The 18,534-nt window shown below is 55.8% G+C and carries 16 protein-coding genes; 14 read left to right on the plus strand and 2 right to left on the minus strand.

Annotated features, from left to right (window positions below; all coding sequences use genetic code 11):
* Together BMY73_RS22705 and BMY73_RS22710 are read right to left on the minus strand one after the other, a co-directional pair.
* Positions 1-1,742: type VI secretion system Vgr family protein (locus BMY73_RS22705; protein WP_092409950.1), on the minus strand; the 1,742-nt coding region annotated here is incomplete at its 3' end.
* A 127-nt stretch (positions 1,743-1,869) separates the two neighbouring features.
* A complete protein-coding gene (locus BMY73_RS22710) occupies positions 1,870-2,385 on the minus strand; it encodes an Hcp family type VI secretion system effector (RefSeq protein WP_062391131.1) in 516 nt (171 codons plus the stop codon).
* On the opposite strand from BMY73_RS22710, the gene BMY73_RS28375 reads away from it, so the two are divergent.
* The 14 genes from BMY73_RS28375 to icmH all read left to right on the plus strand — a co-directional run bounded on the left by BMY73_RS28375 (position 2,384) and on the right by icmH (position 18,523).
* Entirely contained in the window at positions 2,384-2,551 is a 168-nt protein-coding gene (locus BMY73_RS28375; protein ID WP_175500235.1) for a hypothetical protein, read from the plus strand. The two genes, BMY73_RS22710 and BMY73_RS28375, sit on opposite strands and share 2 nt — an antisense overlap.
* A 482-nt stretch (positions 2,552-3,033) precedes the next feature.
* Entirely contained in the window at positions 3,034-4,590 is a 1,557-nt protein-coding gene (gene tssA, locus BMY73_RS22715) for a type VI secretion system protein TssA (protein WP_092409952.1), read from the plus strand.
* A 32-nt stretch (positions 4,591-4,622) separates the two neighbouring features.
* Positions 4,623-5,126: a type VI secretion system contractile sheath small subunit gene (tssB, locus tag BMY73_RS22720; RefSeq protein WP_062390713.1), complete on the plus strand. Its 504-nt coding sequence runs from the start codon at positions 4,623-4,625 to the stop codon at positions 5,124-5,126.
* A 25-nt stretch (positions 5,127-5,151) separates the two neighbouring features.
* Positions 5,152-6,627: a type VI secretion system contractile sheath large subunit gene (tssC, locus tag BMY73_RS22725; RefSeq protein ID WP_062390711.1), complete on the plus strand. Its 1,476-nt coding sequence runs from the start codon at positions 5,152-5,154 to the stop codon at positions 6,625-6,627.
* An 11-nt stretch (positions 6,628-6,638) separates the two neighbouring features.
* Positions 6,639-7,058: a type VI secretion system baseplate subunit TssE gene (tssE, locus tag BMY73_RS22730; RefSeq protein ID WP_092409954.1), complete on the plus strand. Its 420-nt coding sequence runs from the start codon at positions 6,639-6,641 to the stop codon at positions 7,056-7,058.
* A 341-nt stretch (positions 7,059-7,399) separates the two neighbouring features.
* Complete coding sequence (gene tssF / locus BMY73_RS22735) at positions 7,400-9,187, plus strand: type VI secretion system baseplate subunit TssF (protein WP_062390706.1); 1,788 nt, start codon at positions 7,400-7,402, stop codon at positions 9,185-9,187.
* Positions 9,151-10,158, plus strand: a complete 1,008-nt coding sequence (gene tssG / locus BMY73_RS22740) for a type VI secretion system baseplate subunit TssG (RefSeq protein ID WP_062390704.1) — start codon at positions 9,151-9,153, stop codon at positions 10,156-10,158. The genes tssF and tssG overlap by 37 nt, the downstream gene beginning before the upstream one ends.
* Before the next feature lie 14 nt (positions 10,159-10,172).
* Entirely contained in the window at positions 10,173-12,827 is a 2,655-nt protein-coding gene (tssH, locus tag BMY73_RS22745) for a type VI secretion system ATPase TssH (protein ID WP_062390702.1), read from the plus strand.
* A 10-nt stretch (positions 12,828-12,837) separates the two neighbouring features.
* Entirely contained in the window at positions 12,838-14,391 is a 1,554-nt protein-coding gene (locus BMY73_RS22750; protein WP_092409956.1) for a sigma-54 interaction domain-containing protein, read from the plus strand.
* A 53-nt stretch (positions 14,392-14,444) separates the two neighbouring features.
* Positions 14,445-14,585, plus strand: coding sequence for a hypothetical protein (locus BMY73_RS22755; RefSeq protein WP_062390698.1), 141 nt, complete (start codon positions 14,445-14,447; stop codon positions 14,583-14,585).
* A gap of 17 nt (positions 14,586-14,602) precedes the next feature.
* Entirely contained in the window at positions 14,603-15,802 is a 1,200-nt protein-coding gene (gene tagH / locus BMY73_RS22760) for a type VI secretion system-associated FHA domain protein TagH (RefSeq protein ID WP_062390696.1), read from the plus strand.
* Positions 15,803-15,807: 5 nt separating this feature from the next.
* A complete protein-coding gene (gene tssJ, locus BMY73_RS22765) occupies positions 15,808-16,308 on the plus strand; it encodes a type VI secretion system lipoprotein TssJ (RefSeq protein ID WP_062390694.1) in 501 nt (166 codons plus the stop codon).
* 2 nt (positions 16,309-16,310) lie between these two features.
* The gene (gene tssK / locus BMY73_RS22770) at positions 16,311-17,642 is read left to right on the plus strand and encodes a type VI secretion system baseplate subunit TssK (RefSeq protein ID WP_062390727.1); all 1,332 of its coding nucleotides are present in this window, start codon (positions 16,311-16,313) and stop codon (positions 17,640-17,642) included.
* A gap of 5 nt (positions 17,643-17,647) precedes the next feature.
* Entirely contained in the window at positions 17,648-18,523 is an 876-nt protein-coding gene (gene icmH / locus BMY73_RS22775; protein ID WP_092409958.1) for a type IVB secretion system protein IcmH/DotU, read from the plus strand.
* Positions 18,524-18,534 lie beyond the last annotated feature (11 nt).

An 18,534-nucleotide genomic window follows, 5' to 3' on the forward strand; every position in this document is an offset into this window, starting at 1 on the left:
AGATGAATCTCCTGACCTGCCTCGATGAACTGGCCGGTGCCGATCGAGACGTGCTGGTTGACGCCGACCGTGAGGTGGTCGTCGGCCCTGGCGTGTACTTTGCGGTCGGCGTGGACGGTGCAATGCTCTTCGGCCTTGAACTCGCTGTAGCTGTTGTGCTCCACGGTGTCGTGCCGTTCGTGGCCGACGTGGATTTTCTGGTCGTGCCCGATGTTTTGATCCCAGTTGCGCTGGGCGTGCACGAAGATCTGCTCTTGGCCTTTGCGGTCTTCGATGCGCAGTTCGTTGAAGCCGGCGCCGCCGGGTGAGCTGAGGGTCTTGAAGGTGGTGCGGGTCTTGTGGACGGGCAGTTCGTAGGGCACGGCGTTGGTCTTGTGAAACAGACAGCCGCTGATCAGCGGTTGGTCGGGATCGCCCTCCAGGAAGGTCACCAGCACTTCCATGCCGACGCGCGGGATGGCGAGGCCACCGTAATGCGCACCGGCCCAGGCCTGCGAGACGCGCAGCCAGCAACTGGTCTTGTCGTCAGACTGGCCCTCGCGGTCCCAGTGAAACTGTACTTTTACCCGGCCGTACTCATCGCAATGAATCTCTTCCCCTTTGGGGCCGGTGACCCTGGCGCTCTGGCTGCCGAGTATTCGCGGTTTCGGATGCTTGAGCGGCGGCCGGTAGGGCACTTCCCACGGCGTCGCCCTGAAGGTATTGCGATAGCCCTGCAGGAAATCATCCTTGAAGCGCGCCGTATCGCTGTTGATCGACTCTTCCAGCACCTGTGGCTGCTTGCCTTCGTGGAGGATTTCGGTCAGCAGCCACAAATCGTTCCAGCGGGCCTGCGGGTGTCGGGTCAACGCCAGGAAGTGGCCGCTGACCAGCGACGGTTGATCGCTTTTGCCTTCGGCCAGTTGGAAGTCGCTGCGATGCCGTTCCAGCGCGCGTCTGGCCAGGTGTCTGCCACGGTCGCGGTGGGTGAAACGCCCCGGATAGTCGTAGTCTTCGAGATCGGGCATGACGCCGCTGCTGTCGTCGCTTTGCAGATTCAGGTGCGGCTTTTCAAAGTCATGGTCGCGGCGAGTGGTGCGGGTGGTGCGGGTTTCCAGGCGTACGTCAAAGCCCTTGATCACCGGCTCGCTGGCGAGCATCCCGCAATCCTGCTGATAGGCGACAGGCGCCAGCCTGGGGAACATCACCTGGTCATCGGCGAACACCAGCCTGTGTGCCGTGGGGCTGTGTTCGAAGTGGTAGTGAATGCCTTCCTCTTCGCACAGACGCTGGATGAAGTGCAGGTCCGATTCATCGTATTGCACGCAGTAAATGCGCTCGGGATAAACAGCCCCCACCTTGAAGGCGTAGGCATTGCTCTGGATGCCATGTTCCTCCAGGACCTGGGCGACGATGTCCGGCACGGTGAGGTTCTGGAAGATGCGCTGGTTAACGCGGTGGGCCAGATAAGAAAGGCGCGGACGCAGGGTCACGGAGTAATGCGTCAGGCGTTTGCCGGAGTCACCCTGGGCGACGCGATAGATCTGCCCGTGGATGCCGTGACCGTCGGGCGAGAGCTGCAGGAAGGCCGGCTTGTGCAACAGCTTTTCGAGGTCCAGTGAAGGCCGTTCGCTGACCAGTTCCACATCAAACCCGAACGGTTCACTGATCGTTTCGCGACCCTTGAAGGCATGAACCTGAAGATCGTCTGAAAACCCTTCGATGGTCAGGCTGAAATGGGTCCGGTTGGCCGGTGCGGACATCCCTTGTTCCTTCTGCATGTGGCTGCGCTGGCCAATACCCAAGGGCATCAGCAAACGTAAAAGAGAGGTAAGCATGCAAGCGCACCGACCCGCCGAGCGGGCCGATGCGCGAGACGATCAGTCGTGGTCAAACGACCGGAGAGCGCCAGTCATCGGAACCGGAAGTGCCGGAAACCTCGTGGGTCCAGGTGATTTTGCGGTAGGTGAGCTGCACCTCTTCCTGGAGCATGAGATGAGCGTTGTCGAGGTCCTGGCAGTTGGGCATGGTGTTGTTGATGGAGACGACGATCGCGTCTTCGAGTGTGGTGGTGTAGTAGTGCTCCTGAGCGCCTAGCGCCGAAGTGCGGTAAAAGTGAATGACGATTTCGGTCAACCGCTCCCCGGAGGTCAGCGCGGCCAGCAGCAATGGTGATGACTTGTCGTGGGCCTTGGTGATGGTCACGGGCTTGTGAACGCGTTGACCGGTCGGTTGGCCGGATTGCGGATCCCGTGGAATGATGATGTCGTGGTGGAAGGCCTGAATCATGACCTGGTCTTCGTGACCGTCCTGATAGGTGTTGCCAACCGAGTCGGCGGTAAATGCGCCGGCCGTGATCAGACCTTGTTTTTCGCCAGTGACGGACATGTACGCTGGAGTTGCCATGAATGCTTCCCTTGCTGAAAGTTGGGTTGTCCGAAGAGCGGAATTGCCCGCCGGGGTAGACAAGGGAAATCAATTAATGTGCCAGAAAATAAAAAGCCCATATAAAACAAGTTTTTATAAAATCGGCTGGTTATTTATTAATCAAAAAGAGCTAAAAAAGCCTTGAAAAGTGCGCAAGAAGTTGCGCAGTGCTGTGCAACTTCTTGCGCACTTGTCTGTAAGTATTTAATTGCATGGCCTGCGGAGAAGTATCCACAGGGTTATCCACGGAGAGGTGCGCAACTTGTTGCGCATTGTGCGGCAGCATGACTTAGGTTCGGATCTGGCGATGCGTGAGAGGGGTGTACTGCATTCAAAATGAGCTGTACTTGCATGTGATGGAATGACCGGGTCTGCAAGGGCGCTTAAAAGAAGCGCACTAAAGTTTCTGTAGGGAGTTTCGGTTGCATGTTAACCCTGCTGGAACTTTCCTACAGAATGTAGGGAAATGTCAGGCGTACAACCGCTTGCCGCTTTCGGTTGTGGTTAGTAAGATCCCAGAACTTTCTGCATGTCCAGTTTCAATCAGTAAATGTAATGCACATTATTTTATCCCTAATGCCTGTAGCACGAATGCTATGTGGAATTAATTGTGTTTGAAGGTCATGAATGTCCTACTCAAGCAAACTTTCGACTCATTATATTCAGCTCGCTGAAGCTGCTATATCCAGCGAAAACGTCGTGGGTGACGATGCCCGTTTTTCGAGTGAGTATGAAGCGTTAGAGCGCGAACTGGCTAAAGCTTCGTCTGTACATGTTAGTGGTCTTGTTGACTGGGCTGAGATTCGAGAAAACAGCGAGCGGTTGCTGCGCAATCAGTCCAAAGATCTGCGAGTGGGAGCTTGGTTGACATGGGCCTTGTATCAGCGAGAGTCGTTCCCTGGATTATTGGCCGGTCTGGGTTTATTGCTTCACCTTTGCGAAAAACACTGGGTTGACGTTTATCCTCGGAAAGCCAGAACACGCAGTGCAGCGATCGCCTGGTTGGTGCCACGTCTTGAACAGGTGCTGACGGAGGGCGTTGCAATAAAAGAGCAATTGCCTTTGTTCAGTCGTATGACTGAGTTGTTAGAGGGCCTTGATGCTGTTTGTAGTGCGCACCTGGCGCATGATGCCCCATTGCTGCTACCAGTTTCACGCCGCCTGAAGGGAATGGTACAGCGTGCGGCTGACAATCAATCTGAACAGGGTGCTGTTAGCTCTGCAGTTGCTCAGGTCAGGCAAGTCGCCAGTTCTCTACTGGGTTCTGGGGGCGTAATCGAGAACGAAAAAGAAGCGCATAAGGTTTTGCGCGCCCAACAAGAACAAGCACGACTGCTTTGCGCCTGGTGGCTCAAGCAGAAAGCGACGGACCCGCGTGCTCTTCGCCTAAATCGCACGCTGCTCTGGTTGTCTGTCGACGCCTTACCTGAACACACCGCCGAGCACGTCACTAGTTTGCGCGGTTTGCCGACCGATCGGCTCAAGGCTTACCAGGCTCGATACGACCAGGCCAAATACGCAGATCTTCTGGTTGAGTTGGAGTCGAGCCTGGCGAAGGCTCCTTTTTGGTTCGATGGTCAGCGCATGGTCTGGGAGTGCCTTCAAGAGCTCAACGCAGCCATTGCGATGCGCGAAGTAGAGATCCAGCTTGCGCACTTGATTCAGCGGCTTCCCGGTCTCATCGACTTGCGGTTTCACGATGGCACCCCGTTTGCCGATTCCGCGACTCAGGCCTGGATTACCGGGCATGTCATGCCTCATCTGGAATCTGCTACCCCGCCAAGCAAGATTGAAATCGCTGGCGACGAGTCGGAGTGGGAGGTGGCGCTTAAAGAGGCGATACCGATCATGCGTAAGGAAGGCCTCAAGACAGCCGTCCAGATGCTCAAGCAAGGACTGCAGAAGGCTTATGGCCAACGCGCCCGATTCCTTTGGCAGTTTGCTCTGGCACGACTGTGTTTCGAAGCCAAAAAGTACGAACTTGCCAAAGTTCAGCTCGAGACACTCGATCAGACTTTGCAGGGATCAGAACTGAACAAATGGGAACCTGAGCTGGGTTTGCACGTACTCCGTTTGTTGCATAGTTGCTGTGAGTTATTACCACAGAGCCATGTTGTACGTGAGAGTAAAGACGGGATTTATCGCAGGCTGTGCCATCTCGATCTTGAAGTGGTACTCGAATAGGCCCAAGGGCCGCAACCTCAAGGAGAAAAGCCATGGCCAAAGAAGGCTCGGTAGCCCCTAAAGAACGCATCAACATCACTTTCAAACCTGCTACTGGCGGTGCTCAGGAGGAGATTGAACTGCCGCTGAAGTTGATTGCAATCGGTGATTACACCCATCGCAAGGACGAGCGCAAAATCGAGGATCGCAAGCCGATCAGCATCGATAAGGACACGTTCGACGAGGTATTGGCCAAGCAGGAATTGAGTCTGACGCTTGGAGTACCAAACCGCCTTGAGAGTGGCGATGAGGCCGATGAGTTGGCCTTGCAACTTCGCATCAACTCGATGAAGGACTTCAATCCCGCCAGCCTGGTCGAGCAAGTGCCTGAGCTGAAAAAACTGATGGAACTGCGCGATGCGCTGGTGGCCCTTAAAGGCCCGCTAGGCAATGCACCTGCGTTCCGCAAAGCGATAGAAAGCGTCCTCGCCGGCGAGGAATCCCGTGATCGTGTATTCGCTGAGCTGGGCCTGAACGCCCCAGCCCCAGACGCCTGAGACTCCAGCCAAGGAAGCCAATGCAATGAGTACTAGCGCAGCACAAGAGAAAAGCGCCGAGAGCGGCGAATACAGCATCCTCGACAAAATCATCGCCGAAACTCGTCTGACTCCGGATGATGAAGCCTACGATATCGCCAAGCGTGGTGTGTCAGCTTTTATCGAAGAACTGCTCAAGCCGCAAAACAAGGGTGAGCCGGTCAAGAAGGCTTTGGTTGATCGTATGATCGCCGAGATCGATGCCAAGCTAAGCGGTCAGATGGACGAAATTCTTCATCATCCGGAATTCCAAGCGCTGGAATCGTCGTGGCGTGGCCTGCAACTGCTTGTTGATCGGACCGATTTTCGCGAAAACATAAAAATCGAAATCCTCAATGTCTCCAAAGACGACTTGCTGGACGATTTCGAAGATTCCCCTGAAGTCATGCAGTCGGGGTTGTACAAGCATATCTATACTGCCGAATACGGCCAGTTTGGTGGGCAACCGGTTGGCGCGATCATCGCCAACTATTACCTCTCCCCAAGCTCGCCGGACGTAAAGCTGATGCAGTACGTCTCCAGTGTGGCCTGTATGTCCCACGCGCCTTTTATCGCGGCTGCGGGTCCGAAGTTCTTCGGTCTGGAGAGCTTTACCGGCCTGCCGGATCTCAAAGATCTGAGAGATCATTTCGACGGTCCGCAATTTGCAAAATGGCAGAGCTTCCGTGCTTCTGAGGACTCCCGTTACGTTGGCCTGACCGTGCCGCGCTTCCTGCTCCGCAACCCTTACGATCCTGAAGAGAATCCGGTCAAATCGTTTGTGTACAAAGAAACTGTTGCCAACAGTCACGAGCATTACCTATGGGGCAATACTGCTTACGCGTTCGGCTCCAAGCTAACAGACAGCTTCGCAAAATTCCGGTGGTGCCCGAACATCATCGGCCCGCAGAGCGGTGGCGCTGTCGAAGACTTACCTTTGCACCACTTTGAAAGCATGGGCGAGATCGAAACCAAGATCCCAACCGAAGTTTTGGTCTCTGACCGTCGTGAGTACGAGCTGGCCGAGGAGGGCTTTATCTCTCTGACCATGCGCAAAGGCTCCGACAATGCCGCGTTCTTTTCCGCAAGTTCGGTGCAGAAGCCGAAGTTCTTCGGCGGCAGCGCAGAAGGCAAGGTTGCAGAGTTGAACTACAAGCTTGGCACCCAACTGCCGTACATGATGATCGTCAACCGCCTGGCCCACTATTTGAAGGTGCTGCAGCGCGAGCAACTCGGGTCGTGGAAAGAACGTACTGACCTTGAGCGTGAACTCAACAAGTGGATCCGTCAGTACGTTGCCGATCAGGAAAACCCGAGCGCTGAGGTTCGCGGGCGTCGTCCGCTGCGTGCTGCGCAGATCACCGTCAGCGACGTTGAAGGCGAGCCGGGCTGGTACCGAGTCGGCCTGAATGTGCGGCCTCATTTCAAGTACATGGGGGCGGATTTCACGCTGTCGTTAGTAGGCAAGCTGGATAAAGAGTAAGCGTGCGACTCATGGACGGATACGGCAGCCTTTTCGAACGCCTCAACGGAGACGCAGAACAGCGTAAGGGCTCGAGTTTCGAGGTCTCGGCGCTGGCGTCGGTCGCTGCCCATCTGGCCAAAATGCTCAGTACTCGGGCGGGCAGTGTGCAAACGCTGCCCGACTATGGGTTGCCCGATCTCAATGACATGCGCCTAAGCCTGCACGACTCACTGAGTCAGGCCCGTGCGGCCATCGAAAGCTTCATCGAAGCCTACGAACCAAGGCTGAGCAAGGTGCGTGTCATTTCCCTGCCCCGTGATCATGATCAGCTTCGCTTGGCCTTCAGTATTGAGGGTTTGTTGGAGGTCCAGAGTTTCAAACGACAGGTCAGTTTCGCCGCGCGCCTGAATGGGAGCGGTCAAGTGCAGGTCAACTATAAATTAGAATGATGCCGGAGCAGTTTCCAATCACCAGCCTGGATCCGGAAGGGCAGCTCGCGTTTTTCATGGGGCTGAAGTGATCTATTTAAATCCATCCTTTTTCTGATATCTGGAAGTAAGTATTTTATCGGTCCATTGAACAGGGAGATTGATAGGTGACAGGGATCCAAGTTAAGTGCGGTTATTAAAAACAATTGGTTTGGTACGCGTTTTTTACGCGCGGGTCGGTTAGATAAATACATGTTTCATACCAGCCTTACCGCATTCTGGCGTTATTCGAGTTGACGCTCTTAGGCTTGTAAGTACAGAAATATGCGTCGGCAATAGCTCATCCAACAGGAAGGTTATTCGTGTCCTTTAATAACTACTACCAGAGCGAACTCACCGCACTGCGCCAACTTGGTCGCCGGTTCGCCGAGCGTAGTCCGGCGCTGGCGCCTTTTCTGGGGCAGAGCGGGCGAGATCCGGATGTCGAACGACTGTTGGAAGGGTTTGCGTTTCTGACAGGCCGGTTAAGGCAGAAACTTGATGACGAACTGCCAGAACTCAGTCATTCGCTGATGCACCTGTTGTGGCCTAACTACATGCGCCCGTTGCCGGCCTTCAGCATGCTGCAGTTCGATCCGCTCCGACGTTCCGGACCGGCACTTAAGGTTGGCCGCGATACCCCCATCGAAAGCGTGCCGATCGAGGGCGTAAATTGTGGTTTCCGTACGTGCTACGCAACCGAGGTTTTACCGCTGCAGCTGGCCGCGCTCAATTATTCGGTGAAAGGGAGCGGTTCGTTGCTCAGTCTGCATCTTGAAATGAGCGCAGAGGGCCATCTTGGTGAAGTCAAACTGAGCAAACTCCGTCTCTATTTTGCAGGCGAGCGCTACATCAGTCAGATGCTGTACCTGAGCCTACTACGCAACCTCGCGGGCATCGAGCTTATTCCTCTGGACGAAGCTGGCAAGCCCCTCGTGGATGCTGGGGAAAAACCGGTAATTTTTAAAATCCCGAGTAGTCAGGTTGAGCCGGTGGGGTTCGCTGAAGAAGAAGCGCTGATCCCATACCCTTTGAACACTTTTCGCGGTTATCGCTACCTGCAGGAATATTTTGCTTTTCAAGACAAGTTTCTTTTTGTCGATGTCAACGGTCTAGGCGTTCTGAATACGTTGTCAGATGACACCCTCAAGCAAGTGCGCGGCGTGGAATTGCGTTTCGAGATTAGCAAGAGCGGCATCTTGCACGCGCGGCCAACCCTGGAAAACGTAAAGCTCTACTGCACCCCGATTGTCAACCTGTTCAAGCATGACGCTTTGCCCATCTGCCTTGACGGCAAGCAGGATGAATACTTGCTGCTGCCAGCAAAACTCGGCCTCGAAAGCTGCGGCGTATTTTCGGTGGAAACCGTCCTGGGGTGGGATCCCGGCGGGCTCAGTTATCAGGAGTACGTGCCCTTTGAGTCGTTCGAGCACGACCCGAGTTTCGACGTTCCCGATAGCCGTCCTCACTACAGTGTCCGTCAGCGCTCTTCATTGCTGCATGGTGGTCTAGATACTTACCTGAGTTTTGGCGTGCGTCATACCGAAGTTCGCGAAACCGTTTCGACTGAACTGATGTGTACCAACCAGAATCTGCCACGCAAGCTAAAACTCGGCGATATCTGCCTGGGCTGTGAAGCCACGCCGGAGTTCTTGAGCTTTCGCAATATAACGCCAGCCACCTCAAGTTTTGCGCCTCCGTTGAGTCGGGACTTTCTTTGGAAGCTCATCAGCAATATGTCGCTTAACTATCTATCACTGGCTGATATCCGAGCGCTGAAAGTGATCCTCGAAACCTATGATCTGCCTCGGTATTACGACCAACACGCTGAAAAAGTCAGCAAGCGACTTCTTGGGGGACTTAAGTCGATCACGCATCAGACCGTAGATCGTCTGCATGGAGGATTGCCGGTTCGCGGCGTGCGTACGGAGCTGACCATGGACCCTGAGGGGTACATCGGAGAGGGCGATATGTTCGTTTTCGCGTCTGTTCTAAACGAGTTTTTTGCGCTGTACGCCAGCCTCAACTCGTACCACGAGCTCCACGTAAAAAGCACTCAGGGAGAGGTGTACCAATGGACGCCACGTATGGGCCTCCAGCCGTTGCTTTGAGCGGGCTGACTCAACAAATACGCGAATACTCACTGTTTCAGGCGGTTCTCCTGATCATCGAACGATTGCGGGTGGCGCACCCGCATCTCAGCGAGGACGAAGTGTATGAACAGTTGGAGTTTCAGGCTAACCCGAGCTTGGGATTTCCCGGCAGCGATGTTGATCGCGTGGAGTTTTTCCATGAGCACGGCCTCATGCGTGCGCGCCTGCGCTTCAACCTGATTGGCTTGGTGGGATCGGTTTCGCCAATGCCTGCTTTTTATGGAGAGCAAGCGCTGGGCGACAGCGAGGAGGGTAATCCGACACGCGATTTCCTCGACCTGTTTCATGATCGCTTGCAACGAATGATGTTGCCGATCTGGCGCAAGTACCGCTATCGGGTGAGCTTCCAGAGTGGAGCCCTGGACCCTTTTTCGGCGCAGCTATTTGCCTTGATCGGGCTAGGTGGCGAGGAGATCCGCAAAGCGAAGGAGCTGAACTGGAAGCGCTTACTGCCTTACTTGGGTTTGCTTAGTTTGCGGGCGCACTCGGCGGCGTTGATTGAGGCGGTACTGCGTTACTACTTCAAGCACCCCGAACTGCTGCTGGAACAATGTATCGAGCGCCGGGTAACTGTTCTCGATGAGCAACGTAACCGGTTGGGTCAAACCAACAGCCTGCTCGGCGCAGATGCGGTTCTGGGCGAATACGTGCGTGATCGTAGCGGCAAGTTCCGTATTCACGTCCGTGAACTCGACTGGTCGCGATTTCACGAATTCCTGCCGATCGGCCTCGGCTACCAACCATTGTGCGCACTGGTGCGCTTCACATTGCGTGATCCCCTCAGCTACGACATTCGCCTGGTGCTGCGTCACGAGGAAATCCGCGAGCTTCGTATCGGCGAGCAGAACCGTTGTCGCCTCGGCTGGACCACCTGGCTGGGCCGTGAAAAAGCGGACGGTGTGGTGCTTCTCGGCAGCAAAATTCATTAAGGACAGATACCCCCATGATCAATGTGGATCTTCAAAAACTGATTCAGGCGCTGGATGTCGATACCCGTCGTGATCTTGAGCGATCCGCTGAGCGCTGTGTCGCTCGTGGCGGCTGTAAGGTCCTTGTAGAAGACTTGATGCTCGGGCTATTGGAGCGTCCTCAAGGCTTGCTCGCCCGTGCCCTGCAGGACGCGGATGTGGACTGCGCGGAAATGACCGCCGTGCTGCATCCGAAGGTCGAGCAAAGCGCTTCTCGCAACCCGGTTTTTGCCCCTGAACTGGTGCAGTGGCTGCAGGATGCCCTGCTGGTGGCCACCCTTGAACTCGGTCAAAACCAGGTGGATCAGGCCGCATTGATTCTCGCCCTGCTGCGCAACCCCAATCGTTATGCGGGCAGCCGCTATCAGTCCATTCTCGCCACGCTAAACATCGACCGCTTGAAAGAGTTTGCTCTCTCCCAGCAGTCACAACCTGCTTCCGTGAAATCCAGTTCGGCAAACGAGTCGCTGATGGCGCGGTTCACTCACAACCTGACGCAACAGGCCCGCGACGGCAAGCTCGACCCGGTACTTTGTCGCGACGGCGCGATTCGTCAGATGATTGATATTCTCGCCCGTCGCCGAAAGAACAACCCGATTGTGGTTGGCGAGGCAGGCGTCGGTAAAACCGCTCTCGTCGAAGGGCTCGCGTTGCGCATCGTGGCGTGTGAGGTGCCAGAGGTGCTTAAAGGCGTGGAGCTGCTGTCTTTGGACATGGGCCTTTTGCAAGCAGGCGCCAGTATCAAAGGCGAGTTCGAACGCCGCCTCAAAGGTGTGATCGATGAGGTCAAAGCATCGCCCAAGCCAGTCATCCTGTTCATCGACGAAGCCCATACCCTGATCGGCGCGGGTGGCAGTGTCGGTGGGTCCGATGCGGCCAACCTGTTGAAGCCGGCGCTGGCTCGCGGCGAGCTGCGCACCGTTGCTGCCACCACATGGGCGGAGTACAAGAAGTATTTCGAGAAAGATCCGGCGCTGGCTCGACGTTTTCAGCCGGTGCAACTGCTTGAACCGACTATCAGCGAAGCGGTGACCATACTTCGTGGCTTGGCACGTGTGTATGAACAGAGCCATGGTATCTATCTGCGCGATGATGCAGTGGTGTCGGCCGCCGAGTTATCCGCTCGTTATCTGGCTGGCCGGCAACTGCCTGATAAAGCCGTCGACGTTCTGGACACTGCATGCGCCCGTGTGCGTATCAGCCTCGCGGCCGCTCCGGAAAGCCTTGAGCGTTTACATGGCGAACTGGCAGAAGGGCGCCGCAGTTGTCGTGCCCTGCGTCGTGATGCCGAGGCCGGTGTGCCAATCGACCACGAAGCGCTTCAGGCGCTGGAAGCGCGTCTGGCGGAGGCCGAAAACGAAAAGACTGCACTGGAAATCCAGTGGATCGAACAGCGGCAATTGGCCGAGCATCTGCTGGATCTGCGGCGGAAGCTTGCGAAAGCGCGTGAATCTGTTGCTGGCGAAACGATTATCGCGATTGAAAAAGACGCTGAAGACCTCGTGGTCGAAACCGTGAGGGCTGAAGTCGAGGAAAGCCAAAGCGTCGAGGCTTTGGAAGCCCGGCTCAATGAAACCCACAGCGCATTGACCGCTGCTCAGCTCAAAGCGCGATTGGTCAGCTTCGAAGTCTGCCCGCGGCTGGTGGCGGAAGTTATCAGCGCATGGACGGGTGTGCCTTTGGCGCAACTGGCCCGTGAGCACAACGCCAAGGTTGCCAGTTTCGCCACCGATCTACGCACACGAATCCGTGGTCAGGAGCAAGCCATTCACTTGCTGGATCGCTCCATGCGCGCTGCTGCCGCAGGCCTGAACAAGCCTGACGCACCGGTTGGCGTGTTTCTATTGGTTGGTCCAAGCGGTGTCGGAAAAACTGAAACGGCTCTGGTGCTCGCGGATCTTCTATACGGCGGTGATCGGTTCATTACCACAATCAACATGTCCGAGTTCCAGGAAAAACACACGGTTTCCCGTCTGATAGGTGCGCCACCGGGCTACGTCGGCTACGGCGAGGGCGGCATCCTCACCGAGGCGGTACGGCAAAAGCCATACTCGGTGGTATTGCTTGATGAAGTCGAGAAAGCTGATCCAGATGTACTCAACCTGTTCTACCAGATTTTCGACAAAGGCTTGGTCAATGATGGCGAGGGGCGCGAAATCGATTTCCGCAACACGCTGATTTTGATGACATCGAATCTGGGTAGCGACCTGATCAACGATCTTTGCGAAAACGGTGTTCGGCCAGCCACTGAACTACTCGAGCGGACTATCCGTCCGGTGCTCAGCAAACATTTCAAACCAGCATTGCTGGCGCGCATGAAAGTGGTGCCGTACTACCCAGTCGGTGGCTCCGTGCTGCGCGAGCTCATCGAGATAAAGCTCAGCCATCTCGGCGAACGTCTCAGTCGTCGTCGGCTTGACTTCACATGGTGCCAAAGCCTCGTCGATTACCTGTCGACGCACTGCGCTCAGAGCGAGAGCGGTGCTCGGCTGATCGATCACCTGCTTGATCAATACGTGGTTCCACTGGTGTCGGATCGTTTGCTCGATGCGATGGCGATCGGTGAAGAGCTCAAACGTGTACACGCCGCTCTCGATGCCGGCGGTGGCGTGACGTGCGAATTCGTCTGAGGCCTGCGTGATGTTCACTCAAGTACCGCAGCCGCTGGCATACGCCGAATCGTTGATGACGCAGTTCGCTAAATTGGCCCGCGCGCCGGATGGCCCTGCGCTATTAAGCGCATTCGTTAGGGGGCTGACCGAGCTTAGCGGTTGCGAGCTTGCGCAAGTGTATCTACTTGACGCGACTCACACGCGCCTTGGGATCAGCGCCGAGTGTCTTGATGGCGTGCTTCGGCCATTGGAGGCAACGAGCCCTATGGCCAACTATTACGAAGAAGAGTTGATGCAGTTCGTGCTCTGCCAAAATCGGATAGTGTGCCTTGAAGACTTGAGCAGCAGCCTGCAAAAAACCGACTTCCTTCCTGTCGTGACGGCACCCTGGCGATCATTGTTATGCGTCCCTTTGGTTAACCAGCACAAATCCATTGAAGGTTTGATGCTGTGTGCCAGCCAGCGGCGTAACGAGTTGCAGGGTGTTGCCGATTCTCTCCGATTGCTTGGCTCATTCGTGGTTGACCAACTGCATGTGCTGCAGCGCTTGCGTCACCCTTCCGATTTAGTGAGGTCTGCCGCTCTTGGCCCGCCGAGCATCAGCGGTTATGGACTGATCGGCGAAAGCACCGCGATACGGAAAATCTCCTCGCTGATCAGCAAAGTTCTGCATACGTCCTACACCGTACTACTGCGTGGCGAAACGGGCACCGGCAAGGAAGTGGTAGCTCGGGCGATTCACGACTGTGGTCCGCGCCGCTCAAAGGCGTTCATCGTGCAGAACTGTGCGGCGTTCCCGGAGAGCCTTCTTGAAAGCGAGCTCTTTGGCTATCGCAAAGGGGCTTTTACCGGCGCGGATCGCGACCGCGTTGGACTGTTCGACGCCGCCAACCACGGGACGTTGCTTCTCGACGAGATCGGTGACATGCCGATGCAGTTACAAGCCAAATTGTTACGTGTGTTGCAGGAAGGAGAGATCAGGCCACTGGGATCCAATGAAACCCACAAAATCGATGTGCGAATTATCGCCGCGACTCATCGCGATCTGGCGGTGTTAGTCAGTGAGGGGAAGTTTCGGGAGGATTTGTACTACCGGTTGGCACAGTTTCCAATCGAACTGCCAGCCCTTCGCCAGCGCGAAGGCGACATCCTCGATCTGGCCCGTCATTTCGCGGACAAGGCTTGCGTATTTCTACAGCGGGAGCCAGTGCGCTGGTCGAAAGCCGCGCTTAACCAATTGTCGGATTACGCATTCCCTGGAAACGTCCGCGAACTTAAAGGCTTGGTCGAGCGTGCCGTGCTTTTGTGTGAGGGCAGCGAATTAAGGCCCGAGCATTTCTCTCTATGCAATGAAAAGACGGCGGAATGCTCCCGCTTCAATGTGCGCAAACGCCTCGAGCAGTTCGAGCGCAGTCTGCTACTCGATTGTCTGCGCAAGCACGATGGTAATCAGACCCTCGCTGCACGCGACTTGGGGTTACCGCGGCGAACGCTTCTATACCGCCTTGGGCGCCTGAACATCAATACGAGCGAAGCCTATCAGGAGGCCAAAGACGCTCGATCGCACGTTGTTCGCTTCTGACAGCGCGGCCCGTGGGGCCGGAGCCTGTGTTTGTCTACCCCTGGAGGACTCCAATGTTCGTTCGTCACTGGCAAGCCACCCTGCTGGCGCTTGTCGTCTTATCCGGCCTGAGCGGCTGCAACAGCAATTACAAATTCAACGACGACGCGTATCGCCCGCTGGGTGATGCGAATGCGTTCAATCGCGGGCGATAACCGCAAGGAGCATCACTATGGAACTGGCTTTCGAAATCCGAAACGCCAAGCATTTCGTGTCCGCGAAGTTCTGCCGTAAGACCTTTAAACAGGCGGGTGGCGTGATCGGACGAGGCGCCGATTGCGACTGGATCATCCCTGATTCAAATCGCCATCTGTCCAATCACCATGCGATCGTCAGTTACCGCGATGGCACGTTCTTCCTGACCGACAGAAGCAGCAATGGTGTCGTGGACGCACACACGGGTGCACGTTTGCCCAAAGACTCGCCGGTGCCTATCGAGGATGGAAGTACCTATCTGCTGGGTGAGTTCGAGATTGTTGCGCAGTTGCCATCTCGGTCAGTCAGTCTCGACGGCGATGCCAACCCTCCCGAGGCCGTTGGCAGTCTGATTCCCGATGACGCGTTTCTTGGCGTTGACCCCGTTATGGCCTTCGATCAACGAGATCGGATCTACTCGAAGAACGAGGATGTAATGACGGCAGTCTCCACGCCGCATCCCCCCCTTCAGAGCCCCGACTACGCGCGTATCGATATGGAAAACCTGCGTGTGCCGGAGTTGATCGCTGACACTGCGAACGACCAACCAACGCCAGCCCCGGAACGGGTGGAGTGTCAGAGTGAATCCTTCTGGGAGCGCTTCGGCACTTCGCTCGGGTTGAATCTCACTGATCTCTGTCAGGACCAATGCGAGGCATTGGCGCTCAATGCCGCACGCCTGCTCAAGCAGAGCATTGGTGGGTTGCAGCAAAGTTTGCAAACCCGCAACGAGTTAAGAGGTGAACTGCGCCTCGCACAGACCGTCGTGCAAGGTGCTCAAAAAAATCCGCTCAAGTTCGCTGCCGATGCCAGTGAAGCGTTAGAGATTTTTTTGTTGCAGCCTGGAAAGTCCGGGCAGTTATCAGCAGAGCAAGCAGTCGCTCGTTCCTTTCGCGATTTGCAGGCGCATCAGATCGCTCTGCTTGCCGGCTGCCGCGCGGCAGTCCGCGGCACACTGGAGCATTTCTCCCCTGAACGGTTGGCCCTACGCTTCGAGCGCGATAACCAGCCGATCTTCTCCACTTCGGGCAGTCGTTGGAAAGCCTTTGGGCGTTACCACCATTCCTTGCGACAGGACAACGACTGGAGTGAGCGCCTCCTGGCGCGTGACTTCGCTCAAGCCTACGAAGAGCAGGTTCGCCTCATTTCCACCTTCCACACCGACCGCCAAGGATGATGCGCATGTCTCACCCCTCTGCCATTTGTGTCAAAACGCTGATTGTGTCTGCCTTCCTGATACTCATCGTGGGTTGCTCGTCGCTGTCTCCGTACTCGTCGGTGACCAAACTTGATCTAAAGGTGACGGCCAGTGATCAGTTGAATCCGGATTTGAATGGTCGGCCATCGCCGGTTGTTGTGCGTCTTTTTGAGCTCAAGCACCCGGTTGCTTTTGAGAACGCGGATTTCTTTAGCCTGTACGAACGCTCCAAGGAAACATTAAGCCCCGACTTAGTGGCGACTGAAGAACTGGAACTGCGTCCGGGCGAAACATTGAAACTCAAGCTCCGTGTTGAAGAGGGCAGCCGTTTCGTAGGCATCCTTGCCGCATACCGCAACCTGTCGGAAACCCAATGGCGCCATACGGTGCAAGTCACTCCCGCCGGCGTCAACGAGGTTGATCTTACCCTGGACCAGTCAGGCATCCGCACCACGCATGATATGTCTGTCAAGGCGGGTGAATGACCATGAACGCTCATAAAGTTGTATGGCAGGAAGGCATGCTGCTTCGACCTCAGCACTTCCAGCACAACGATCGTTATTTCGATCGGGAAATGAAGACCCGAACCCAATTGCTCGGTGCTTACACTTGGGGCTTTCTGAGTCTGGACATCGACTTGCATGGCCTCAAGATCGGTAAATTAGGCGTTAGCCAGGCTTCGGGTGTTTTGCCAGATGGCACTCTTTTCGAGTTGGGGTGCAACGCCGAACCTTTGGTTTTGGAGGTCCCGCCGAATACTAGTAATACGCCCGTCTATCTGGCTCTGCCACTAGTGACCGGTAATCACATTGAAGCTCGTCGCCGTGAGCAGTCTGACGTGCTGGCGCGCTACACCGTCTACGAAGCAGAGATTGCTGACTCTAATGCTGGCGATGACTCTTACCGTCAGATCAGCTGCGCGCGTCCGGATTTCAAGCTGTTGCTAGGGGAGCAGCAGAGTGATCAGGCGTACGTGAAGCTGAAAATCTGTGAAGTGCTCGACACCACGCCAGACGGAGCCATCAGCCTTGACCCCGGCTTTGTCCCGACTTACATCCAGGCCCACTCATCCAGCTACCTGCTGTCCTGTCTCAAGGAAGTCATCAGCATGCTTGGCCACCGGGGCGACGCGATTGCCGACCGTATAAGCTCCAGCGGCAAGTTGGGTGGCGCTGAGGTGGGTGACTTCATGATGCTCCAGCTGATCAATCGCAGCGAATTGTTATTACAGCACTACTTAAGGCTGGAGCATGTTCATCCGGAACTGCTGTACCGCACGCTGCTGACTTTGCTCGGTGATTTGGCGACTTTTTCCAATGAGAGCCGACGACCTCGACTGGAGGTTCAATACCAGCACAGCAATCAAGGGGTGAGCTTTGGCAGGTTGATGGACGCTATTCGTCAAATGTTGTCGATGGTGCTTGAACAGCACGCCATCGAACTGGCTATGCAAACTCGCCAGTACGGAATCATCGTCTCTCCGCTGCACGACCACAAACTGCTGAACTCGGCCTCTTTCGTAATAGCCGCGAGCGCCAACTGCGAGTCCGAGGACCTACGGCATCGATTGCCAGCACATCTCAAAGTCGGCCCAGTCGAAAGTATCCGTCATTTGGTGAACCTGCATCTGCCAGGCATCAAGATCAGACCGTTACCCGTAGCGCCGCGCCAGATCGCTTTCCACGCCGACAAAACATATTTCATCCTCGAACTCAGTGCCGAAGACCAGGAACAAATGGGCCGCTCTGCAGGGTTCGCTTTCCACGTCTCGGGCGAGTTCGCCGATCTTGAACTGAAATTCTGGGCTATCAGGAACTGACCAACATGAATAGGGACACAGAATTCGATCAAGACCAGAAGACCGTATTGCTCGACCGCCAAGGCCGTGGCCCGGCATCGAGCCCTCTGACGGACTTCGACGCACCGCCTCGATTCGAGCAATTGGAAGAACGCATGATCTATGCGGCACGTCTGCATCCCGCCGAAGCGTTCAACATCAGCCTCAACTCGCTGGTGGCTGCAGCGTCAGAGCTCTTTTCTGAAATCGTACGCCTTAAACATGCCGCGACTCGGGAACAAATGAGTGATCTGAACGCTGCTCTGATCAAAAAGGTCAATGAGTTTCAGGTTCGCGCCTTCCACAGTGGTTTCGAAAACAGCGAGGTGATGAGCGCCTGTTATGTGCTTTGCACGGTTATCGATGAGACGGTCGTTACCACGTCGTGGGGCATCGAAAGTGAATGGGCTCAGATGAGCCTGCTCAGCAGATTCCACCAGGAGACCTTCGGCGGAGAGAGGTTCTTCCGCATCCTCGAGCAGCTCTCGAAGAACCCTCTCAAATATCTGCCAATGCTGGAACTGATGTACCTGTGCCTGTCGTTGGGCTTTGAAGGTAAATATCGGGTTCAGCCGCGCGGCATGCTTGAACTTGAAGGCATCCGGGACGCCCTTTATCGGCAGATTCGTCAAGCGCGCGGTGACGTGCCACGTGAGCTGTCGCCGCAGTGGAAGGGGCTGAGCGATCAGCGGCGAAATCTGATCCGTATCGTGCCTGTGTGGATGGTCGCTCTGTTCACTCTTGTATGTCTGTCGGTGATGTATTCCGGGTTTGCCTGGGTATTGGGTGAGCAGCGCGAAACCGTGTTGCAGCCTTATCAACCGTTTGATCCGGTCGCGGCAGCGCCGCAGTCGCAGTTGTAAAACAGGGACGC

Origin of the sequence: Pseudomonas sp. NFACC02, assembly GCF_900110765.1 — a bacterium.
Classification (GTDB): domain Bacteria; phylum Pseudomonadota; class Gammaproteobacteria; order Pseudomonadales; family Pseudomonadaceae; genus Aquipseudomonas.

What these genes read in the sequence shown, in the direction of transcription:
- BMY73_RS28375 (WP_175500235.1), top strand. Translation starts at nt 2,384, where the DNA reads ATGAATGCTTCCCTTGCTGAAAGTTGGGTTGTCCGAAGAGCGGAATTG.
- BMY73_RS22710 (WP_062391131.1), bottom strand. Translation starts at nt 2,385, where the DNA reads ATGGCAACTCCAGCGTACATGTCCGTCACTGGCGAAAAACAAGGTCTG.
- tssA (WP_092409952.1), top strand. Translation starts at nt 3,034, where the DNA reads ATGTCCTACTCAAGCAAACTTTCGACTCATTATATTCAGCTCGCTGAA.
- tssB (WP_062390713.1), top strand. Translation starts at nt 4,623, where the DNA reads ATGGCCAAAGAAGGCTCGGTAGCCCCTAAAGAACGCATCAACATCACT.
- tssC (WP_062390711.1), top strand. Translation starts at nt 5,152, where the DNA reads ATGAGTACTAGCGCAGCACAAGAGAAAAGCGCCGAGAGCGGCGAATAC.
- tssE (WP_092409954.1), top strand. Translation starts at nt 6,639, where the DNA reads ATGGACGGATACGGCAGCCTTTTCGAACGCCTCAACGGAGACGCAGAA.
- tssG (WP_062390704.1), top strand. Translation starts at nt 9,151, where the DNA reads ATGGACGCCACGTATGGGCCTCCAGCCGTTGCTTTGAGCGGGCTGACT.
- tssH (WP_062390702.1), top strand. Translation starts at nt 10,173, where the DNA reads ATGATCAATGTGGATCTTCAAAAACTGATTCAGGCGCTGGATGTCGAT.
- BMY73_RS22750 (WP_092409956.1), top strand. Translation starts at nt 12,838, where the DNA reads ATGTTCACTCAAGTACCGCAGCCGCTGGCATACGCCGAATCGTTGATG.
- BMY73_RS22755 (WP_062390698.1), top strand. Translation starts at nt 14,445, where the DNA reads ATGTTCGTTCGTCACTGGCAAGCCACCCTGCTGGCGCTTGTCGTCTTA.
- tagH (WP_062390696.1), top strand. Translation starts at nt 14,603, where the DNA reads ATGGAACTGGCTTTCGAAATCCGAAACGCCAAGCATTTCGTGTCCGCG.
- tssJ (WP_062390694.1), top strand. Translation starts at nt 15,808, where the DNA reads ATGTCTCACCCCTCTGCCATTTGTGTCAAAACGCTGATTGTGTCTGCC.
- tssK (WP_062390727.1), top strand. Translation starts at nt 16,311, where the DNA reads ATGAACGCTCATAAAGTTGTATGGCAGGAAGGCATGCTGCTTCGACCT.
- icmH (WP_092409958.1), top strand. Translation starts at nt 17,648, where the DNA reads ATGAATAGGGACACAGAATTCGATCAAGACCAGAAGACCGTATTGCTC.